General features: G+C 27.7%; 21 protein-coding genes. 13 read left to right on the top strand and 8 right to left on the bottom strand.

The window, feature by feature from the left end:
• Positions 1–11 precede the first annotated feature (11 nt).
• The 4 genes from ACAN_RS07470 to ACAN_RS07455 form a co-directional block, all read right to left on the bottom strand.
• Positions 12–986 carry an alpha-L-glutamate ligase-like protein gene (locus ACAN_RS07470; RefSeq protein WP_228150586.1) on the bottom strand — a complete coding sequence of 325 codons (975 nt, stop codon included), beginning with the start codon at positions 984–986 and terminating at the stop codon, positions 12–14.
• Positions 952–2,484 (bottom strand): UUP1 family membrane protein, encoded by a 1,533-nt coding sequence (locus ACAN_RS07465; protein WP_079577901.1) that lies wholly within the window; start codon positions 2,482–2,484, stop codon positions 952–954. The genes ACAN_RS07470 and ACAN_RS07465 overlap by 35 nt, the downstream gene beginning before the upstream one ends.
• The gene (locus ACAN_RS07460; RefSeq protein ID WP_099333288.1) at positions 2,468–3,190 is read right to left on the bottom strand and encodes an ATP-dependent zinc protease family protein; all 723 of its coding nucleotides are present in this window, start codon (positions 3,188–3,190) and stop codon (positions 2,468–2,470) included. The genes ACAN_RS07465 and ACAN_RS07460 overlap by 17 nt, the downstream gene beginning before the upstream one ends.
• Before the next feature lie 84 nt (positions 3,191–3,274).
• Positions 3,275–3,469, bottom strand: a complete 195-nt coding sequence (locus ACAN_RS07455; protein WP_079577903.1) for a hypothetical protein — start codon at positions 3,467–3,469, stop codon at positions 3,275–3,277.
• 188 nt (positions 3,470–3,657) lie between these two features.
• Here ACAN_RS07455 and ACAN_RS07450 point away from each other — a divergent pair, with 188 nt between their 5' ends.
• The 4 genes from ACAN_RS07450 to ACAN_RS07435 all read left to right on the top strand — a co-directional run bounded on the left by ACAN_RS07450 (position 3,658) and on the right by ACAN_RS07435 (position 6,877).
• A complete protein-coding gene (locus ACAN_RS07450; RefSeq protein WP_099333287.1) occupies positions 3,658–4,983 on the top strand; it encodes a Na+/H+ antiporter family protein in 1,326 nt (441 codons plus the stop codon).
• A gap of 131 nt (positions 4,984–5,114) precedes the next feature.
• Positions 5,115–5,882, top strand: a complete 768-nt coding sequence (locus ACAN_RS07445) for a tRNA 2-thiocytidine biosynthesis TtcA family protein (RefSeq protein WP_099333286.1) — start codon at positions 5,115–5,117, stop codon at positions 5,880–5,882.
• 2 nt (positions 5,883–5,884) lie between these two features.
• Complete coding sequence (locus ACAN_RS07440; RefSeq protein WP_099333285.1) at positions 5,885–6,352, top strand: 2-thiouracil desulfurase family protein; 468 nt, start codon at positions 5,885–5,887, stop codon at positions 6,350–6,352.
• A 42-nt stretch (positions 6,353–6,394) separates the two neighbouring features.
• On the top strand, positions 6,395–6,877 hold the full coding sequence (locus ACAN_RS07435; protein WP_099333284.1) for an acyloxyacyl hydrolase: 483 nt from the start codon (positions 6,395–6,397) through the stop codon (positions 6,875–6,877).
• A 2-nt stretch (positions 6,878–6,879) separates the two neighbouring features.
• Here ACAN_RS07435 and trxC read toward each other — a convergent pair whose 3' ends face one another.
• Genes trxC through ACAN_RS07420 form a run of 3 tightly spaced genes read right to left on the bottom strand, consistent with a single transcriptional unit; the run spans position 6,880 to position 8,044 of the window.
• Positions 6,880–7,302, bottom strand: a complete 423-nt coding sequence (gene trxC / locus ACAN_RS07430) for a thioredoxin TrxC (protein ID WP_099333561.1) — start codon at positions 7,300–7,302, stop codon at positions 6,880–6,882.
• A 12-nt stretch (positions 7,303–7,314) separates the two neighbouring features.
• A complete protein-coding gene (locus ACAN_RS07425; protein ID WP_079577908.1) occupies positions 7,315–7,560 on the bottom strand; it encodes a hypothetical protein in 246 nt (81 codons plus the stop codon).
• Positions 7,550–8,044, bottom strand: coding sequence for a putative metalloprotease CJM1_0395 family protein (locus tag ACAN_RS07420; protein WP_099333283.1), 495 nt, complete (start codon positions 8,042–8,044; stop codon positions 7,550–7,552). The genes ACAN_RS07425 and ACAN_RS07420 overlap by 11 nt, the downstream gene beginning before the upstream one ends.
• A gap of 68 nt (positions 8,045–8,112) precedes the next feature.
• Here ACAN_RS07420 and ACAN_RS07415 point away from each other — a divergent pair, with 68 nt between their 5' ends.
• Genes ACAN_RS07415 through ACAN_RS07405 form a run of 3 tightly spaced genes read left to right on the top strand, consistent with a single transcriptional unit; the run spans position 8,113 to position 10,735 of the window.
• Positions 8,113–9,258, top strand: a complete 1,146-nt coding sequence (locus ACAN_RS07415) for a GGDEF domain-containing protein (protein WP_170233025.1) — start codon at positions 8,113–8,115, stop codon at positions 9,256–9,258.
• 11 nt (positions 9,259–9,269) lie between these two features.
• Positions 9,270–9,827, top strand: a complete 558-nt coding sequence (locus ACAN_RS07410; protein WP_099333282.1) for a CDP-alcohol phosphatidyltransferase family protein — start codon at positions 9,270–9,272, stop codon at positions 9,825–9,827.
• The gene (locus ACAN_RS07405) at positions 9,827–10,735 is read left to right on the top strand and encodes a Ppx/GppA phosphatase family protein (RefSeq protein WP_099333281.1); all 909 of its coding nucleotides are present in this window, start codon (positions 9,827–9,829) and stop codon (positions 10,733–10,735) included. The genes ACAN_RS07410 and ACAN_RS07405 overlap by 1 nt, the downstream gene beginning before the upstream one ends.
• 1 nt (position 10,736) lies before the next feature.
• Here ACAN_RS07405 and ACAN_RS07400 read toward each other — a convergent pair whose 3' ends face one another.
• A complete protein-coding gene (locus tag ACAN_RS07400) occupies positions 10,737–11,531 on the bottom strand; it encodes a hypothetical protein (RefSeq protein ID WP_099333280.1) in 795 nt (264 codons plus the stop codon).
• A gap of 148 nt (positions 11,532–11,679) precedes the next feature.
• Here ACAN_RS07400 and ACAN_RS07395 point away from each other — a divergent pair, with 148 nt between their 5' ends.
• The 6 genes from ACAN_RS07395 to der all read left to right on the top strand — a co-directional run bounded on the left by ACAN_RS07395 (position 11,680) and on the right by der (position 19,269).
• On the top strand, positions 11,680–13,374 hold the full coding sequence (locus tag ACAN_RS07395) for an acetolactate synthase large subunit (protein ID WP_147525213.1): 1,695 nt from the start codon (positions 11,680–11,682) through the stop codon (positions 13,372–13,374).
• On the top strand, positions 13,367–13,867 hold the full coding sequence (ilvN, locus tag ACAN_RS07390; RefSeq protein WP_079577914.1) for an acetolactate synthase small subunit: 501 nt from the start codon (positions 13,367–13,369) through the stop codon (positions 13,865–13,867). Before ACAN_RS07395 ends, ilvN begins: the two co-directional genes overlap by 8 nt.
• Before the next feature lie 40 nt (positions 13,868–13,907).
• Entirely contained in the window at positions 13,908–14,855 is a 948-nt protein-coding gene (gene lpxD, locus ACAN_RS07385) for a UDP-3-O-(3-hydroxymyristoyl)glucosamine N-acyltransferase (protein ID WP_099333278.1), read from the top strand.
• Positions 14,856–14,979: 124 nt separating this feature from the next.
• Entirely contained in the window at positions 14,980–17,118 is a 2,139-nt protein-coding gene (locus ACAN_RS07380) for a DNA translocase FtsK 4TM domain-containing protein (protein WP_237680982.1), read from the top strand.
• A gap of 90 nt (positions 17,119–17,208) precedes the next feature.
• Positions 17,209–17,751 carry a ribosome hibernation-promoting factor, HPF/YfiA family gene (gene hpf / locus ACAN_RS07375; RefSeq protein ID WP_079577917.1) on the top strand — a complete coding sequence of 181 codons (543 nt, stop codon included), beginning with the start codon at positions 17,209–17,211 and terminating at the stop codon, positions 17,749–17,751.
• 81 nt (positions 17,752–17,832) lie between these two features.
• Positions 17,833–19,269, top strand: a complete 1,437-nt coding sequence (gene der, locus ACAN_RS07370; protein WP_099333276.1) for a ribosome biogenesis GTPase Der — start codon at positions 17,833–17,835, stop codon at positions 19,267–19,269.
• Position 19,270: the final 1 nt, after the last annotated feature.

Raw genomic sequence — 19,270 nt, 5'->3', positions numbered from 1 at the left:
ATCTCTTACTTTTAGAAGTTTGTCTTAGAAAAAAGTACTCTTTTTTCTGGGTCAGACTCTTTATATTTAACTTCATCTATTTTTTTAAATCTTGTTTGAGCACCAATACCATTTGCTATTTGTATAGCTAAACCTGGTCTTGCATTAAGCTCTAAAACTAGTGGACCTTTATTTTTATCAATTACAATATCAGCACCTAAATAGCCCATATTAGTCATATCATAGCATTTTGAAGCAAGAAGTAGTATATCATCCCAAAAAGGAACTTTTAACTCTTTTAGAGGCTTTTGTGTATCAGGATGAACTTGTACGGGTCTATCAAATTGGACTGCATTTAAAGCTTTTCCTGTTTTAATATCAATACCAACGCCGACTGCACCTTGATGAAGATTTGCTTTTCCATCACTATTTGAAGTAGATAATCTCATCATAGCAAGAGCGGGATAACCTTTATAAACAACAACTCTAACATCAGGAACTCCTTCAAAACTAAAACCATCAAATACATTATCAAACTCTACAAGCTTTTCAAAAACTGCCACATCATTTTTTCCACCAAGTGAGTAAAGACCACTTAATATATTTGAAATGTGCCTTTTAATATCAGAGTATCCAACTTCAACTCCATTTGGCTTAATAAACTTATTTCCAATAGTTTTTATTATAACTAAAATTCCTTTTCCACCACTTCCTTGTGCTGGTTTGATAACAAATCCATTTTCATTTTTTATATAGTGTTTAAAGTTATTAATTTGTACTTGATACTCTATAAAACCTAATAATTCAGGTACAGCAATATTATGTTCTTGTGCAATTTGCTTAGTTTTTAACTTATCGTCAACTAAAGGAAAGTTTTTTCTTTTGTTTAACTTACCTATATAGTTGATATTTCTATTATTCATACCTAGTATACCAAGTTCTTTTAGCTTAAAAGGGTTTGCAAATATCATCTTAATCAACCATTGATTTAAATCTATAAAGTTCACTTAATCTGTATCCACTATATCTTCCAAGTAGTATAATTATTCCAAGTACAGCTAATAAAACCTCAGGAAAATTAAATGTAATAAAGCTAAGTACACTATTTGTCATTGCAAAAAATGCTAGAATTGATACAAGTAGTGAACCACCTCCTTGTAAAAGAACCTCTTTTGGTCCATCTTCTTCCCAAATAATAGACATTCTTTCTATTGTCCAAGCTAAAATGATGATTGGAAAAAATGTAATGCTTGTAGCATACTGAAGTCCTAATTTTTGTGATAATATAGCAACAAATGCCATAATTCCTACAACTACAATTAGTACAGCAGATATCCTTGCTACTAATAAAAGATTTAAATAAGATAAGTATGACCTTACAATAAGTCCAATGGTAACTACTAAAATAAACATCAAAATACCAGGAAGAAGTTGAGTCTCAATAAATGCCATTGACAACAAAATAGGCATAAATGTTCCTGATGTTTTAATTCCTATAAAAACTCGCATAATTACTACCACTAATGCACCAAGAGGTACAAGTAAAAGTAGTTTAAATGTATTTTGAGCTTCATTAGGTAGTACAAACAATGAAAAGTCTAATAGTGTATTTTGGTTTTTTACATCTTTTGATAATGCTGCACTTCTAGCTGGAACAATATTTTTTGTTACAGAAAATCTAACATCTGAATTTCTAACTCCTTCTGCATCTAATAAATACTGAGAACCCCTTTGCCAAATAAAAATATTACTGTTTTTTGATATTTCGCCTTTGTTTATATCAAATAAATGCCATTTATCTTTATAAAAAACTTCAAGCATTGGAGTTAATTCAATATTTCTTTGTCTATCTTTTAAATATAATGCTCCAATTGTTCTTACTTTATATCCCATTTTATCTATTAATTGAACTAAAGTATCTCTTTTTTGTTTATTTGTTTTCATAAAGTTGTTTTTTATCATTGTTGTTGCTTGAGATGGTTCTTTTAAGTTAAACTCTTTTATCAACAGTGATGTAAAACTAACACCATTTGCACTTTTTTCATAAATACTGTTTAATAATGAAGTTGAAGCTTGTACAAATGCAGTTGATACCTCTTTTCTAAAAATCTCTTCATCTATCTCATCTTTTTGTTCTGCTTTAAAAAAAGGATCTTTAATTACATCAATTGAATAGTATAGTACTTGTTCACCTTGAACTTCTCTTTTTGTCCAATTTCCTTTTTTTAAACCATTTATGAAACTATTTGAGTATCCAAAGTTTGCAGAACTTGACTCTTCATTTATAATCATTAATCCATCTTGTTTTGATGGTAAAGTCATAGAAATAGAAGCACTTTGCTCTTTTCTTGCATTAAAAGTAATTTTTGCTTCAATATTCCAAATATTAACCGTTTCATCTTGGAATAAAGGAAAATTAAGATATTTGATTTTGTATGTCATAAGAGACAAGGCTGCAAGAATTAAAAGAAATGAAAAGATGATTATATTATTTTTTGATTTCATTTTTACTCATTTTAGGTTTAGTTATATATTTTTTTGAAACATCGACTAAAAATAGACCATTTAAATAGTTTTTCCCAATTAATACAGGATATGTAAATTTACTTCTGTTTGTTAGTGATACTTCAACAAGTTGGCTAATATTAGCAAGATTTATTTTCATTTGCACAACATATCTTTTTTGATTTTTTGTGCCATGTCGTTTTATTTTTACGATTCTATGTAGTGGAAGATTTTTATTTATTAAATTTCCATCTTTATCTTGTAAATCAAACTTTATCCATTTTTTTCCATCTCTTTCAAACTCTTTTATATTTAAAGCATGAATTGATGTTGTTGTTGCACCTGTATCTATTTTTGCTTTTAATAATATATCTGAAGATGGAATATAAACTTTTTCAGCTGTACCTATTACAATCATAGAGTCCTTTATAACAGGTTTTTTAATTATAATTTTTTTTACAATCTGTTTTATAATTTTAGGCTGTTCCTCTTTTTGTTCTTTTTCTGCACTTTTAATTTCTTGCTCTTTTTTTTCTTTTTTATCAATCTGTTCTTTATTTTCTATTTTTTTATTGGTTTTTTCTTGATACTGTTCTTGTTTAGTAGTATCTTTTATATTATTGTTTGTTGGTGTATTAGTAGCTGCACAACCACTAATAAATGCATATATAGTAAGTGCTGTTATTGTTTTAAGATAACTATTCATTGGTTTACCTTATTATTTAGTATAATTTAAGACTGGAATTATATTATTTTTATTTAAAATTGTAGTAAAAGTAGATAAAAAGAGTTAACTCTCTTTACCATATTTTAAAAACCTAATTTGCTCTAATAGCATATCTGCAAAACCTGATGGTAAACTTTGATTTTGATTTTGTACAGTTTGTACTAAACTTTTTATTTGTTCTTCTGTCATATTTTGAGCATATGGCATAATTGTTTCTTTAATCTTTTCAATAAATTCTTGTTCTTCTTCTTTTGTCATAAATTCAGCTCTCTTAAATAATTTTGAAGATAAAATTATATTGTTTTAACCTAAAATTAGAGTAAAACTCTCTTCTCTTATCTCAATATTAAATAAAAAAACAATATAATAAAAAGTAATTAATTTACATTTAATGTGTTATTTATCTATTTTAAATAACTAAATAAAATACTTACACAAGGAACACTATGTTTAATCCCGTTGTTGTTGCAGTACTACTTATGATTGCTTTGAGTCTATTTAGAATCAATGTAGTTATTGCTTTAATTTTTAGTGCTATTATTGGAGGTTTAGTTTCAGGTTTATCTTTACTTGATACAATTGATGCTTTTAGTAGTGGTCTTGGTGGAGGTGCAAGTATTGCACTTAATTATGCAATGCTTGGGGCATTTGCAGTGGCTATTTCTAAATCAGGAATAACTGATTTACTTGCAAAAAAAATAATTTCAAAAATGAAAAGTGATGCAACTAGGAAAGAGATTATATGGTTTAAGGCTATTTTATTAACTTTGATCTTATTAGCTTCTGTTTCATCTCAAAACTTAATTCCTGTTCATATTGCTTTTATTCCTATTTTGATTCCCCCTTTATTACATGTTTTTGCAGAATATAAAATCGATAGAAGGTTAATTGCATGTATTTTAACATTTGGTTTAACAGCAACTTATATGCTTCTTCCTGTTGGATTTGGAGGAATATTTTTAAATAATATTCTACATAAAAATCTTGTTGAAAATGGAGCTACTATTGCAGTTGAGCAACTTCCTTTAATTATGGCAATTCCAGTTTCGGGTATGTTTTTGGGTCTTTTAGTTGCAATATTTTTTACATATAAAAAGCCAAGAGACTACTCTATTAAAAAAATCAAAGATATTGAACCTGAGAATCAAGAGATGAAAGTTTCATATATTTTTACTGCTTTAGTTGCTATTGTTGCAGCTTTATCTTTGCAATTATATACTAACTCAATTATTGTTGGTTCTCTTGTTGGTTTTATAATTTTTATGATAGGAGGAGTTATAAAAGTAGATGAAACACAAGATGTATTTACTAAAGGTGTTCACATGATGGCAATGATTGGTTTTATTATGATTGCAGCTTCTGGCTTTGCAGAAGTTATGAAAGCAACGCAAGGAATTGAAAGTTTAGTTGCATCTATCTCTTCTGTAATTGGTGATAATAAATCTTTAGCTGCACTATTTATGTTAGTTGTTGGATTACTTGTTACTATGGGAATTGGCTCATCTTTTTCAACTATTCCAATTATTGCAGTAATTTATGTTCCTTTAGCAATGCAGTTTGGCTTTTCTCCTTTAGCAGTTGCTGTTTTAGTAGGGACAGCTGCAGCCTTAGGTGATGCAGGAAGTCCAGCATCTGACTCAACGCTTGGACCCACATCTGGTTTGGGAGTAGATGGACAGCATGATCACATTTGGGATAGTGTTGTTCCAACATTTATTCATTATAATATACCACTAATTTTATTTGGTTGGTTAGCTGCTTTATACTTATAATAAATCTACTACCTTTTTAGGTAGTGGACTTATTATATTTCTAAATACTTCTTATAAATTAAATCTATTTTATTTCATTTTTTAAACTTTTTGATATAATTGCGAAAAAATTGATAGATAGGAAATTTAAATTGGTAGAATTAAGTAAAAAAATTTCAAAACTTGTTGGTAAAACTAATGCAGAGTATGGCTTAATTAAAGAAGGTGATAAGGTATTGGTTGGATTTAGTGGAGGTAAAGACTCTACAACTCTTCTTCATGCATTAAAACATCTACAAAGAGTTGCACCTTTTAAATTTGAATTTAAAGCTGTAACTGTAACTTATGGAATGGGTGAGCAAATACAATTTTTAGCAGATCACTGTAAAAAATATGAAATTGAACATGAAATAGTAGATACTGAAATTTTTGAAATTGCTGGTGAAAAAATTAGAAAAAATTCATCTTTTTGTTCATTTTTTTCAAGAATGAGAAGAGGGTACTTATATACAACAGCACAAGAGCAAGGATATAATAAATTAGCTTTAGGGCACCATTTAGATGATGCAATGGAGTCATTTTTTATGAACTTCTTATATAATGGTGCTTTAAGATCAATGCCTCCAATATATCAAGCAGAAAATGGTTTAGAAGTTATTAGACCACTTATTTTTTGTAGAGAGAGACAACTAAGAGCATTTGCCCAATCAAATGAGATTAGTGTAATTGGAGATGAAGCTTGTCCAGCAATGAGATTTGATATAAAAATGCCTCATGCAAGAGAAAAAACAAAGAAATTGTTAGAACAAATGGAAGAAGAGAATCCTCAAATGTTTATTTCAATGAAAGCTGCATTTAACAATATTCAAACTTCTACATTTTTTCAAAAAGAGTTCTTAGACAATAATAAACAGGATTAATATTGAATATATTAATTTCTTCTTGTCTTTTAGGTGAAGAGGTAAGGTATGATGGAAAAAGTTCAAGTTCTTCTATAAAAAACAAAGAACTCTTTTTAAAAATTATAAAAGAGTTTAATGTTTTTTCTATTTGTCCAGAACTTAGTGGAGGTTTAACAACTCCAAGACCTCCTGCTGAAATAATTAAAGAAAAAGTTATTACAACTAATGGCTTAGATGTAACTTACATGTTTAATCAAGGTGCTTTAAATACTTTATCTTATTGTAAAAAAAATAGCATAAAAATTGCTATATTAAAATCAAACTCTCCTTCATGCGGAAATAGTAAAATTTATGATGGAACTTTTAGTTCAGTATTAAAAGAAGGAGAGGGTGTAACTGCTAAACTTTTAAGAAAAAATGAGATAAAAGTATTCAATGAAAATCAATTAGAACAATTTTGTGACCTTATAAAGAGTAATTTAAAATAGATTATATTATATTAAATAATTATTTTTATATAAGGGAAACAAATGAAAAAATTTCTGATACTCTTGCTATTAAGCACATCTTACTTATTTTCTTTTGATAAAATAAGTATTGGATACTCAACTACTAGTTATGATTCAAATATTTATGATATTTCTTTGATAAAAGATACAAATTATAAACTTTTTAATCTTCCTCTATCTTTAGAGTTTGCATTTGATTATATGGATTCTACAAATAATAGTGATGAACTATATATTACAAGCTTTCAACCAGTGTTAACTTATGATTTTAATGAACAGTTTTTTATTCAAGGTGCTTTAGGAGTTGCTTATTTAAGTAATAAGTCTTTTGAACATAGAAATTTTGGAATGAACTTTCAATTTAAAGAGAGTGTTGTATTTGGTTATAACATAAACAAACATTTATCGACTACTTTAAGATATAATCATATATCAAATGCAGATTTAGATGATGATAATAGTGGTTTAGATATATTTGGTCTTAATTTAATCTATAAGTTTTAAACTTATAGATTTTCATTTACTAAACTAGAAAGTTTTAATGGATCTAATGCACCATTAACTCTTTTTATTTCATTGCCTTCTTTAAATATAGCAATTGTTGGAATTGATTTAATTAGAAACTTTGAAGCTAGTGTTTGTTCTATTTCTGTATTTACTTTTACAAATAATGCTTTTAAAGCATATTTATTTGAAACTTCATTAAAAATTGGAGTCATCATTTTACATGGTCCACACCAAGGTGCCCAAAAGTCAATTATTACTGGAATATCAGAATTTACTACAACATGATCAAATGTTTCTTGTGTTAATTCAATGGGTGTTGTATCTAATAAAGAGTTTTTGCACTCCCCACAGTTTGCTTTTGTATATGAGTCCTTTTTAGGAATCTTATTTACTTTTAAACAGTGAGGACAAACTACATTCATTTTACTCATTATTTATGCCTTTATATTCAATAACATACTTGAAGTTTCATTTTGTGTTTGTATTGCATTTGCGTTTGCGCTGTATGCTATTGTATTTGGAATTTGTGAAGTAATAGCATCAATTAAATCTTGAGTCACTTCTTGGTTTTGAGGATCAGCTACTACATTTGCTACATCTGCAATTGTTTGTGCATTTTGTGTAACTTGTGCTTGTGTTGCAACCATTGCATTTAGGTTCATACTGTTATCAATTCGCATTTTCTACTCCTTGTTCTTTACTTAAAAGAAGCATTTTATTTAAGTTCGCAGCTCTTGCTATTGAAGCATCTGCACTACTTAATCCATCTGGTGCAGTTGAAGCTTTTTGAAGTTTATCTAACTTTGCAATTGCTGCTGCTTCATCTTTTGGTATGGAAGTATCAAGTCTTACATGACCACCCGTAGCATATAATTTCCCATCAGGTCCCATTTGATAAGTATAAGAAATTGCGCCCTTTGTATGTGCAAGAGATGCATGTAACTGCTCATGTGACCTAGTTTTTGAATCAAGATTTTCAAATTTATCTAAAACTCTTTGATAATCTTCTTCATCATAATTTTTGCTATTTGTTAAATTAACTGAATCACTCTTTTCATAAGAAGATTTTGTTAAATCTTCTTTGTCAAGATTTGCAAGTTCTGCTTTTTTTTGAGCAATTTGTTGATAAATTGATGAAACAGTTAAATTATCATTTATTAGCATAACATACTCTTTTTTTAATTTTATTAAGTTTAGCATATTTAATATAGTTTTGTAAAGTATTATAGACAATGAAAAAATTAATAATGGTTAAACTTATTTTGGATATAATTTTTACTATGAAGAATAAATTTTTTAAATCATTATCTTTTAAACTTTTACTTTTAGTAACAATAATAATTTTTGCTTTAATAAGTGCTAGTTTTTTATTTAACTCTCAAATTGATAAACTAAAAAAACAAATTGATAATATATATTTTGGAAATTTTGTTCCTTTGATAACTCTAGATTTAGTTTTGAAAAATTATCAAACTATAATTCAATGCAAAAAAATAACAAATAACAAGTGTAATATAGAAGCAGAAAAAACAGTAATTTTAAAAAATTGGAAAAATTATAATAAATCATATAAAACTAAACAAGAAAGAAAAATTGTAAGTGATATTGATAAATTTATTGTAAACTCTTTTAAGCTTGATAAAATAGAAATTTATGAACTAGTAATAAAACAAATTAATTTTTTAAAGGATCATGAAGTTGATATAGCGTATAAACAAAGAAGGGAGTTTTTAGTTGATTATTCAAGTATGAAGCATTATCTTTTTTATAACTTTATAGCTATAATTATATTTTCTTTTGCTATAATCATTTTTATAATCTATCAAATAATAAAAAAAGATAATCAATTAACAATATTAACAAAAAAATATAAAATCGAATCAATTACTGATTCAATGACAAACTTATACAATAGAAAGTATTTCGATAATATTTTTGATAACTTACCTTTTATTTCAAATGCAAATAATTGGAAAAGTGCTTTTATTATGGTAGATATTGATTTTTTTAAGCAGTACAATGATACATATGGTCATGATTTAGGTGATCAAACATTAAAAAAAGTTGCATCTGCTTTAAAAGAGTACTTTAACAAAGAGTATGAATATGTTTTCAGACTTGGTGGCGAAGAGTTTGGAGTAGTTTTATTTGATACTGATGAAGATATTTTAATTGAATGTTTAACAGATATAAATAAAAAAATAATTAGTTTAAATATTGAACATAAAACAAGTAAAATTTTAAATATTGTATCAATTTCAACTGGTGCAGTAATTTATGAGCCTAACAGTTATATTTCAGCAAATAAATTGTATAAAATTGCTGATGAAAACTTATATAAATCAAAACAAAATGGTAGAAACCAGTTTACACTTTAAAAGGAGAGTAATTGACTTTTTTATTTAATAAAAATAATCATTTTAACTTAGCAAATACAGTGACATTTTTTAATATCGCTTCAGGTATTTTGGCTATTTATTTTCTTACACACAATCAGTTTTTTGGAGCAGCACTTTTTGCTTGGCTTGCAGGTGGATTTGATATCTTAGATGGAAAGATTGCCAGAAAATATAATCTATCTACAGATTTTGGGATTCAGCTTGATTCTTATGCAGATTTTTTATCTTTTGTTATTGTTCCTACAATGTTTATATATTTTGCAATAATTGATGGTAAGGAGCTTATTTTATTTACACCATTAGTTGTGTTTGCGTTTATTTTTTATATTATTTCAGGACTTAGACGATTGATTCAATTTAATTTAAATGCAGATGTTGGAGAAGTAGAAAAGTATTTTACAGGAATACCTACTCCTTTAGGTGCTATTTTACTTTGGGGTGTTTATCTTATTTGGTTAAGTGGATTTATTTCAGAAGAGTTTGTTCTTATTTCGATGATAATAATTGGCTATTTATTAAATTCAAAAATTAAAATTCCCCACCCATAATGGAAAAAGTAGTTGCAATAGACTTAGGCTCAAACTCATTTAGAGTTTTAGTCTATGATTGTTTAAATCATAAAATTATTTCAGAATTTAATCAAGTTGTTGGAATGGCTGATGGTTTAGTTGATACTGGAATTATCTCCAAAGAAGCACAAGAAAGAGTAGTTGAGGCAATTAACTATTCAAGTGAGAAACTAAATTATAATCCTAAAGAAGCAATTTGTGTTACAACAGCAGCTATGAGAATGGCAAATAACTCAAATGAAGTTCTTCAATATTTTTTAAGAAAAACTGGTGCCAAGTTTAAAATTATAGATGGGAATGAAGAAGCTAGACTTACTTTACTTGCAGTAAAATATGCACTAAAAAGAGAAAAACTAAAATCAGAAAAATTTGTTTTACTTGATATTGGTGGAGGTTCTACTGAAATTATAGTAAATACTAAAAATGATTATAAAGCCCATAGTTTTAATTTTGGTATAGTAACTTTAACTCAAAAATTTAGTGACTATAAACTCTTAGAAGAGAGTTTAAATTTAAGAAAAAAAGAGATTAGAAACTTTATTGATACTTTACAAATAGATTTAGAAGAGTATACTTTCGTAGCAACAGCTGGTACACCTACTACTATTGCTACAATTAAACTAGGCCAAGATTTTTTTCATTATGATAAAAATCTAGTTAATGGAACAATTGTAGATTTAAATGACTTAAATGAGTGTTTAGAGCTTTTCAGAAACTCTTCAAAACAAACAATCACAAGTCTTGTTGGAAGTGGAAGAGTTGAGTTTATTGAAGTTGGCGTATATATTTACAAAGCTATATTTGAAGCATTAAATAAAAAAGAATCAATTGTTTTAGATGATGGTTTAAGAGAGGGTGTAGCTATTAATCAATGTTTATTAAAATAAATTATGATAATAGTCTTACACTTTGTTCTTGAACAATATTAGCTTGTGAAACTGCTAAATAACCTACATTTGCAAAGAGATTATTTTTTGTAAAATCACTTGCTTCTTTACCAAAATTTACATTATTAGTTTGATTATTCGTAACTAAATCGTGTTGTTGCTTTAATATATCTTTTGCATTTTCTTGAATTTGTTGTGATGTTTGTTCGAATTGATTAGATAAATCATTTAAGTACTTTTCACTTGTATTAAGTTTACCTACAATAGTATTTACAGTCTCTTCATTATTTAAATCACTATTTTGTATATCATTTGCTAACTCATTTGATATTACAGGTGTATTTACTTTATTTATTTCTAAGTAAGCCTCTTTTGTATCAATTGTAAAATTACTATTTTCTTGATTTGAGTCTTGTGTTGATAGTATAGTCTCTTTTTTGTATTTTGTTTCAAGGGCAATAGAAGTAAAATCTTTTAATTGATTTGTAAGTTGCTCTTTTAGTTGATTTTTATCTTCAATATTATCATCAACTAGTGTTCTTTTTACATCTGAAAGTATATCTTGCTGTTTTTCAATTGCATTTTTAGCAATAGAAGTTATTGCAATACCTTCATTAAATGTTTGTAGTGAGTTTGATAATTCATCTCTTTTAAGATTATATGCTTCACTTATAGATAAATTTAGTGCATCATTAGAAATAGGTTCAATTCTACTGTTTTGAGAAGTTCTATTTAACTGCTGTTGAGGCAAAGAATTGAGATTTGAAACATTACTACTAATACTATTTACATCCATAATGTGTAACTCCTAGTTTATATCTAACTATTTTACTTAAAAATTACTAAATTTTAGCTAAATTAAATAGCCAAAGATACTGATTAAAGGCAGTTTAATGAATGTTTTTGTACAATTTACGCTTTAATTAAACGAGGGAGAAAGAATTATGAAAATGACTGGCGCAAAAATGGTTATAGAATCATTACACCAAGAAGGGGTTAAAACTGTTTTTGGTTACCCTGGGGGCGCTATTATGAATGTCTATGATGAAATATATAAGCAAAATCATTTTGAACATATTTTAAATAGACATGAACAAGCATCTATACACGCAGCAGAAGGTTACGCAAGATCAACAGGAAAAGTTGGTGTTGCAATAGTTACAAGTGGACCAGGATTTACAAATGCAGTAACTGGTCTTGCAACTGCTTATATTGATTCTATTCCTCTCGTCGTTATTTCAGGACAAGTTCCAACTGCTATAATAGGGACAGATGGTTTTCAAGAAATTGATGCAGTAGGTATTTCAAGACCATGTACTAAGCATAACTATTTAGTTAATAAAATTGAAGACTTACCAAGAATCATAAAAGAGGCATTTCATATTGCAAGAACTGGAAGACCAGGACCTGTACATATTGATATTCCAAAAGATATTACAGCAGAGATGGGTAACTTTGAGTATCCAAAAGAGATTAATTTGCCTACATATAAACCAACGGTAAACTATAATAAAAGACAATTAAAAAAAGCAATGACTGCTATTTCAAAATCAAAAAAGCCTTTATTATATGTTGGTGGAGGAGCAATATTAGCAAATTGTGGACATGAAATAAGAGAATTTGCAAAAAAAGCCAATATACCAGTTGTTGAAACTCTTATGGCAAGAGGTATTATGGGTCATGATAATCCATTATTAATTGGAATGTTAGGTATGCATGGTGAGTTTGCTGCTAATATGGCAGCATATGAAACTGATCTTTTAATTTCATTGGGAGCAAGATTTGATGATAGAGTAACTGGAAGGCTTGATGAGTTTGCATCAAAAGCAAAAGTTATACATGTAGATATTGATCCAGCAACTATTGCTAAACTTGTAAGAGCTGATTATCCTATTGTAGGGGATTTAAAAGTTACTGTTGAGGGCATGGTAAATACTATGGGTGATTTTGAATTTAATGATTATACAAACTGGGTTGCTTTACTTAAAGAGTATAGAGAAAAAGAGCCTTTAAGATATATTGATTCAAATACTGTTATTAAGCCTCAATGGCCAATACAAAGGGTTGGTGAGATTTTAGGAAGTAAAGCTATTGTTTCAACTGATGTTGGTCAACATCAAATGTGGACAGCACAATTTTATCCATTCTCTTTTCCAAGACAGTTTATAACTAGTGGTGGTTTAGGAACAATGGGATTTGGTCTTCCTGCTGCAATGGGTGTTGCAAAAGGTAATCCTGATAAAATTTCAATTAATTTTACAGGTGATGGTTCAATATTGATGAATATTCAAGAACTTATGACTTGTGTTGAATCTAATCTGCCAGTAATTACTATTATTTTAAATAATAACTATTTAGGAATGGTAAGACAATGGCAAACTATGTTTTATGAAAACAGAATATCAGAAACTGATCTTTCAATGCAACCAGATTTTAAAATGCTTATAGAAGCATTTGGTGGGGTTGGATATAGAGTTTCAACAAAAGAAGAGTTTGACAAAGCATTAAAAGATGCTATTGAAAAGAGAAAACCAGCAATGATTGAAGTTATCGTTGAAAGAAATGAAGAAGTTTTACCAATGGTTCCAAATGGGCATGCTTTAAATGAAATGACACTAATAGGAGATAATAATGAATAATTTTAACCATTACTATGATACAGAAACCATAAGACAAGTTATCTCTGTGATTGTTTTAAATGAGCATAATGCTTTATCAAGAATAGTTGGACTTTTTTCAGCTCGTGGATATAATATCGATTCATTAACAGTTGCTCCTATTTCAGGAACACAATACTCTAGAATGACTATTGTCACTACAGGTGATAAAAGAATTATTGATCAAATTGTAAAACAATTAAATAAATTAATTCCTGTACTTAAAGTAAATGAACATAGAAATGTTATAGAAAAAGAAACAGTATTAGTTAAAATACCAATTGATCAACCAATAAGTGATGTGGAAGTTATCGCAAGGGCTTATAATGGACACATTCAAAATGTTACAGATGATGCTATTGTAATATCTGCAACAGATGAACCACATAGAATAGCAAACTTTACAAATATAATGAATACAAGATTTAACCCACTTGAAGTTGTTAGAAGTGGTGTTGTTGCAATGGAAAGATAGAAGAAAACTCTTCTATCTTCTTTTGCTTGAAAGGATAAAAATGAATTTAAAAAATATAACTCAAGCATTAGATATTAAATGTGAATATGATTTAGAAATTACTTCTTTAAATACACTATTAGATTCAAATAAAAATGAACTAACTTTTTTAGAAAATAAAAAATATATTAATGATTTAGAAAAAACAAAAGCAGCAGCTGTTTTTGTTAAACAAGAGTTTTTAGATAAAGTACCTCAAAATACAATTGCTTTAGTTTGTGAAGAGCCATATGTAGCTTTAGCAAAAGCTAGTAAATATTTTGCTCCAAATATAGTAGAAACTATAGGTAAAGATGCAATTATTGGTGAAAATACTAAAGTACTAGATAATGTATATATAGGAAAAAACACACAAATAGGTAATAATTGTACAATTATGCCAGGTGTTTTTATTGGAGATAATGTAAAAATAGGCAATAATACTATTTTGTATCCAAATGTGTGCATTTACAGAGATTGTGAAGTTGGAAGTGATTGTATAATTCATGCTGGAACTATAATAGGTAGTGATGGTTTTGGATTTGCGATTTCTGGAGCTGATTATATAAAAATTTATCAAAATGGAAATGTTATTATAAAAAATAATGTAGAAATTGGTTCTAATTGTGCAATTGATAGGGCTGCATTTAAATCTACAATAATTGAAGATAATGTAAGACTTGATAATTTAGTACATATTGCACATAATTGTAAGCTAGGAAAGGGTACAATTCTTACTGGACAAGTGGGTCTTTCAGGTTCAACGATACTTCATGAATATGTAGTAATGGGTGGACAAAGTGCTACAGCAGGGCATTTGGAAATTGCTCCATTTACAACAATAGCTGCAAGAGGCGGAGTAACTAAAAGTATTACTACTCCTAAAAAGTTTTGGGCAGGATTTCCTTTAATGGAACATAAAACATGGCTAAGACTTCAAGGTAAAATATCAAAACTTTTGAAAAAATAAAGGCTTTAAAATAGTTAAAAAAATATTATCACTAATTTTTCTTTTTATAATTTTTTATTTAGAGTACTCAATATTTGTTTCAACACAACAAAGTGTTGGAAAAATAGGGTATATATTTGCACAAATGTCACATAATTATTTTGGATATCTATCATATGTATATCTATTTTTATTTTTATATCCTTTATATTTAATAAACTATAAAGAGTATTTTGACTTAGGGGATTTTTCTTTAAAAGTAATGGTTATGTTACTTTTATTATTTAGTTCTTTAACTTTACAAGCACTAGTTGTAACAACAAAACAGCATAGTGGATTAATTGGAAATATAATTGTAAGTGATTTAAGTCCTTTTATTGGAAATGCTGGCTTATGGATTTTTGTATTAGTTGGATTTGTTATTACTTTTACAGTTATTTTTGAAAGTAATGATATATCTATTAATTCAATTAAAAATAAAATGCCTACTTTTTCATTACCTAAGACAAATGAAAAGCAAAATAGTGCAAATCGAGCAAAAATTAAAAAAGCCGAAGAGACAAAAAGAAAATTAAAAAATAAAGCTTCTAACAAACAAAACTCTTATAATGAAACTATTAGTGTGAAAGAAGTAGGGGATACAGCAGAAATTTTTATTGAGCCAACACTTGATAATATTGAAAAATTAGAAGAGTTAAAAGATATAATTAAAGAAGAAAAACAAGAAAATATTAATGCTTCTAATAAAGATTTAGAAAACTTAGAAGAGATAAGTTCAATAGAAGAACTTACAACACAACATGGAATTATTGTTGATGAATTAGAAGAGAATAAAAAACTTTTAGAAGATATAGAGTTAGGAAAAACTGAAAAACCAAAAAATTTCGAGTTACCTCCTACAAAGTTTTTTCAAAACTCACCAAAAGATAAAAAATCAAAGGTTTCAGAAGCAGTAATTGATCAAAAAATTGGTGATTTATTAGAAAAACTTCTAATGTTTAAAATTGAAGGTGATGTAGTAAGAACTTATACAGGACCTGTTGTAACAACTTTTGAGTTTAAGCCAGCACCTAATGTAAAGGTGTCAAAAATCTTGAATTTACAAGACGATTTAGCGATGGCATTAAAAGCACAAACAATTAGAATTCAAGCTCCAATCCCAGGTAAAGATGTTGTTGGAATTGAAGTTCCAAATGAAGATATGCAAACAATTTTTATTAAAGAGTTACTTGAGAGTGAAATTTTTCAAAACTCAAAATCTCCTTTAACGATGATTTTAGGTAAAGATATTGTGGGAAAACCTTTTATAACAGATCTTAAAAAACTTCCACATTTACTAATTGCAGGAACTACAGGTTCTGGAAAATCAGTTGGTATCAATGCAATGATTTTATCTCTTTTATATAAGAATTCGCCAGATAATTTAAAACTTGTAATGATAGATCCAAAAATGTTAGAATTTTCTATGTACAATGATATCCCACATTTATTGACACCAGTTATTACAAAACCAACTGATGCAATTAATGCTTTATCAAATATGGTTGCAGAGATGGAAAGAAGATATACATTGATGTCTCAAACAAAAACTAAAAATATAGAAAATTATAATGAAAAAGCAAAAAAAGATAAGTATGAGCCATTTCCTTATATTGTAGTAGTTATTGATGAGTTGGCAGATTTAATGATGACAAGTGGAAAAGATGTAGAACACTCAATTGCAAGATTAGCACAAATGGCAAGGGCAAGTGGAATTCACTTAATTGTAGCAACACAAAGACCTTCTGTTGATGTTGTTACAGGTTTAATTAAAGCAAATTTACCTAGTAGATTATCATATAAAGTAGGGCAAAAAGTTGATTCTAAAATTATTTTAGATTCAATGGGAGCAGAATCATTGCTTGGAAGAGGGGATATGTTATTTACTCCTCCTGGTATGTCTGGACTAGTAAGAATACATGCTCCTTGGTCTATGGAAACAGAAATAGAAAAAGTTGTTGAATTTTTAAAAGAGCAAAAAGAAGTCGAATATGATATGAATTTTGTAAAAGATAGAAACTCTTCTAATATATCTGATTCAAGTGGAATTGAACTTGGTGAACTTGATGAATTATATGAAGATGCAAAGCAAGTGGTTTTAACAGATAAAAAAACTTCTATTTCATATATACAAAGAAAGCTAAGAATTGGTTACAATCGAGCTGCAACGATAGTTGAACAATTGGAAAAATCTGGTGTATTATCAGAAGCAAATGCAAAAGGCAATAGAGAAATTCTTATTTAATACTACTTACTTGAATAAATAACAAAAATAACAACAGACTTTTATTTTGTTTATGTTAAAATTAATAAAATATATATAAAGGAGTATGTTATGAATACAAGTATTGTAGGAAGACACATAGAATTAACAGAACCAATCAAAGATTATATTAATAGTTCAGTAGAGATTTTTAAAAAATATAATTTAGATATAATATCAGTTAACTCAATAATTGCACAAGATGAAAAGAACGGGAAAAAAGCATTTACATTTGAGTTTACAATAAATGTTGCACATCTTGATACAATTGTTGTAAAACAAAAAGATAAAGACTTATACTCTGCAATTGATATTGCAGTAGATAGAGTTAGTAAAGTATTAAGAAGACATCATGATAAAATTACTACTCATAAAGCAACTAAATTAACAGAAGTTGAGGCTGCTGCTGTTGAAGATCAAATTGCTGTAGAGCTTGAAAAATTTGAAAATGAAATAATTCCAGTAAAATTGGCTTCATATAAACCAATTGATATTGAAGAAGCATTGGAAGATTTAAAAGCTGGTGAAGATTTATTTAAAGTATTTTATGACAAAGATGACAATTTAAGAGTACTTTATAGAACAAAAGTTGAGGGTAAATTTGGTCTATATTAATAGACTAAGTAAATCTTCGCTATTAAGGTATTAGCTTTTGCTAATACCTTTTTTAATTTTAAATATTAGGATATAGTTTAAATGGAAAAACAACTAAAAAAAATTGCTTTAATTGGACAACCAAACGTTGGTAAAAGTTCACTTTTTAATAGAATTGCAAAAAAAAGAATTGCTATTGTATCAGATTTAGCAGGTACTACAAGAGATATTAGAAAACATGAAGTTGAAATACTAGGAAAAGAAGCTTTAATGCTTGATACTGGAGGTATTGACGAAACAGATGATGCAATATTTAGTAATGTAAAAAGAAAAGCAGTTGAGTGTGCAAAAGAAGCTGATATAATACTTTTTATGGTAGATGGCAAAAAAATACCTGATGATAAAGATAAAGAACTATTTTATGAGCTTCAAAACCTTGGTAAAAAATTGGCACTAGTTGTTAATAAAATAGATAATGATAATGAAAAAGAGAGACTTTGGTCTTTTTATGAGTTTGGAATTGATGATAATAATCTTTTTGGAATTTCTGTATCTCATAATAGAGGAACAAAAAGACTTTTTGATTGGATAGCTGAAGAGTTACCAGAAATAGAAGAAGAATCTAACAATAGTGATATTATAGACTTTAAAGAGTTAGATACTGGAATTGAAGATTTTATAAATCCAGAAGATGATATAAATAAAAAAGTTGAAAGTAATGATATAAATGTAGCTATTATTGGAAGAACAAATGTTGGTAAGAGTTCTATTTTAAATGCTTTAATCGGAGAAGAGCGTTCTGTTGTTTCTCCTATATCTGGGACTACTGTTGATCCAGTTGATGAATCTTTTGAATATAAAGATAAAAAAATTACATTTGTTGATACTGCTGGTCTTAGAAGAAGAGGTAAAATAGAAGGAATTGAAAAATTTGCATTAATGAGAACAAAAGATATGTTACAAAAAGCAAATTTAGCATTAGTTGTACTTGATGCTTCTGAAGAGTTATATGATTTAGATGAAAAAATTGCAGGATTAGTTGATCAATATGGCCTTGGAACTATAATTGTTTTAAATAAGTGGGATGAGAATATAGAGACTTTTAAAGAATTAGAAACTAAAATAAGAAGAAAATTTAAGTTTTTATTGTATGCTCCAATTATTGCAGTATCTGCAAAAACTGGAAGAAGTATTGAAAGACTAAAAGATAAAATAATTGAAATATATAACAACTATTCGCAAAGAATACCTACTTCTGTGTTAAATAAAATAGTAGAAGAAGCACTAGTAAGACATGCACTTCCTAGTCCTAATGGAAACTATTTAAGAATATATTATGCAACACAATTTGAATCAAATCCACCTAGAATTGCACTTATTATGAATAAACCTAATTTATTACACTTCTCATATAAAAGGTATCTTATTAATTATTTAAGAGATAAGATTAATTTTGAAGGTACTCCAATACATATAATTGTAAGAAAAAAAGGTGAAAGAGAAGAAGATAATTCAAATGATACTTATTTTCAAGGTTAAT

Origin of the sequence: Malaciobacter canalis (assembly GCF_008000835.1) — a bacterium.
GTDB classification, from domain to species: domain Bacteria; phylum Campylobacterota; class Campylobacteria; order Campylobacterales; family Arcobacteraceae; genus Malaciobacter; species Malaciobacter canalis.
The sequence above is the reverse complement of the archived record's forward strand: the minus strand, read 5'-3'. Positions and strand labels throughout refer to the sequence as shown.

What these genes read in the sequence shown, in the direction of transcription:
- ACAN_RS07450 (WP_099333287.1), top strand. Translation starts at nt 3,658, where the DNA reads ATGTTTAATCCCGTTGTTGTTGCAGTACTACTTATGATTGCTTTGAGT.
- ACAN_RS07455 (WP_079577903.1), bottom strand. Translation starts at nt 3,469, where the DNA reads ATGACAAAAGAAGAAGAACAAGAATTTATTGAAAAGATTAAAGAAACA.
- ACAN_RS07420 (WP_099333283.1), bottom strand. Translation starts at nt 8,044, where the DNA reads ATGCTAATAAATGATAATTTAACTGTTTCATCAATTTATCAACAAATT.
- ACAN_RS07465 (WP_079577901.1), bottom strand. Translation starts at nt 2,484, where the DNA reads ATGAAATCAAAAAATAATATAATCATCTTTTCATTTCTTTTAATTCTT.
- hpf (WP_079577917.1), top strand. Translation starts at nt 17,209, where the DNA reads ATGAATACAAGTATTGTAGGAAGACACATAGAATTAACAGAACCAATC.
- trxC (WP_099333561.1), bottom strand. Translation starts at nt 7,302, where the DNA reads ATGAATGTAGTTTGTCCTCACTGTTTAAAAGTAAATAAGATTCCTAAA.
- ACAN_RS07460 (WP_099333288.1), bottom strand. Translation starts at nt 3,190, where the DNA reads ATGAATAGTTATCTTAAAACAATAACAGCACTTACTATATATGCATTT.
- der (WP_099333276.1), top strand. Translation starts at nt 17,833, where the DNA reads ATGGAAAAACAACTAAAAAAAATTGCTTTAATTGGACAACCAAACGTT.
- ACAN_RS07380 (WP_237680982.1), top strand. Translation starts at nt 14,980, where the DNA reads ATGTCACATAATTATTTTGGATATCTATCATATGTATATCTATTTTTA.
- ACAN_RS07425 (WP_079577908.1), bottom strand. Translation starts at nt 7,560, where the DNA reads ATGCGAATTGATAACAGTATGAACCTAAATGCAATGGTTGCAACACAA.
- lpxD (WP_099333278.1), top strand. Translation starts at nt 13,908, where the DNA reads ATGAATTTAAAAAATATAACTCAAGCATTAGATATTAAATGTGAATAT.
- ilvN (WP_079577914.1), top strand. Translation starts at nt 13,367, where the DNA reads ATGAATAATTTTAACCATTACTATGATACAGAAACCATAAGACAAGTT.
- ACAN_RS07415 (WP_170233025.1), top strand. Translation starts at nt 8,113, where the DNA reads ATGAAAAAATTAATAATGGTTAAACTTATTTTGGATATAATTTTTACT.
- ACAN_RS07395 (WP_147525213.1), top strand. Translation starts at nt 11,680, where the DNA reads ATGAAAATGACTGGCGCAAAAATGGTTATAGAATCATTACACCAAGAA.
- ACAN_RS07400 (WP_099333280.1), bottom strand. Translation starts at nt 11,531, where the DNA reads ATGGATGTAAATAGTATTAGTAGTAATGTTTCAAATCTCAATTCTTTG.
- ACAN_RS07405 (WP_099333281.1), top strand. Translation starts at nt 9,827, where the DNA reads ATGGAAAAAGTAGTTGCAATAGACTTAGGCTCAAACTCATTTAGAGTT.
- ACAN_RS07435 (WP_099333284.1), top strand. Translation starts at nt 6,395, where the DNA reads ATGAAAAAATTTCTGATACTCTTGCTATTAAGCACATCTTACTTATTT.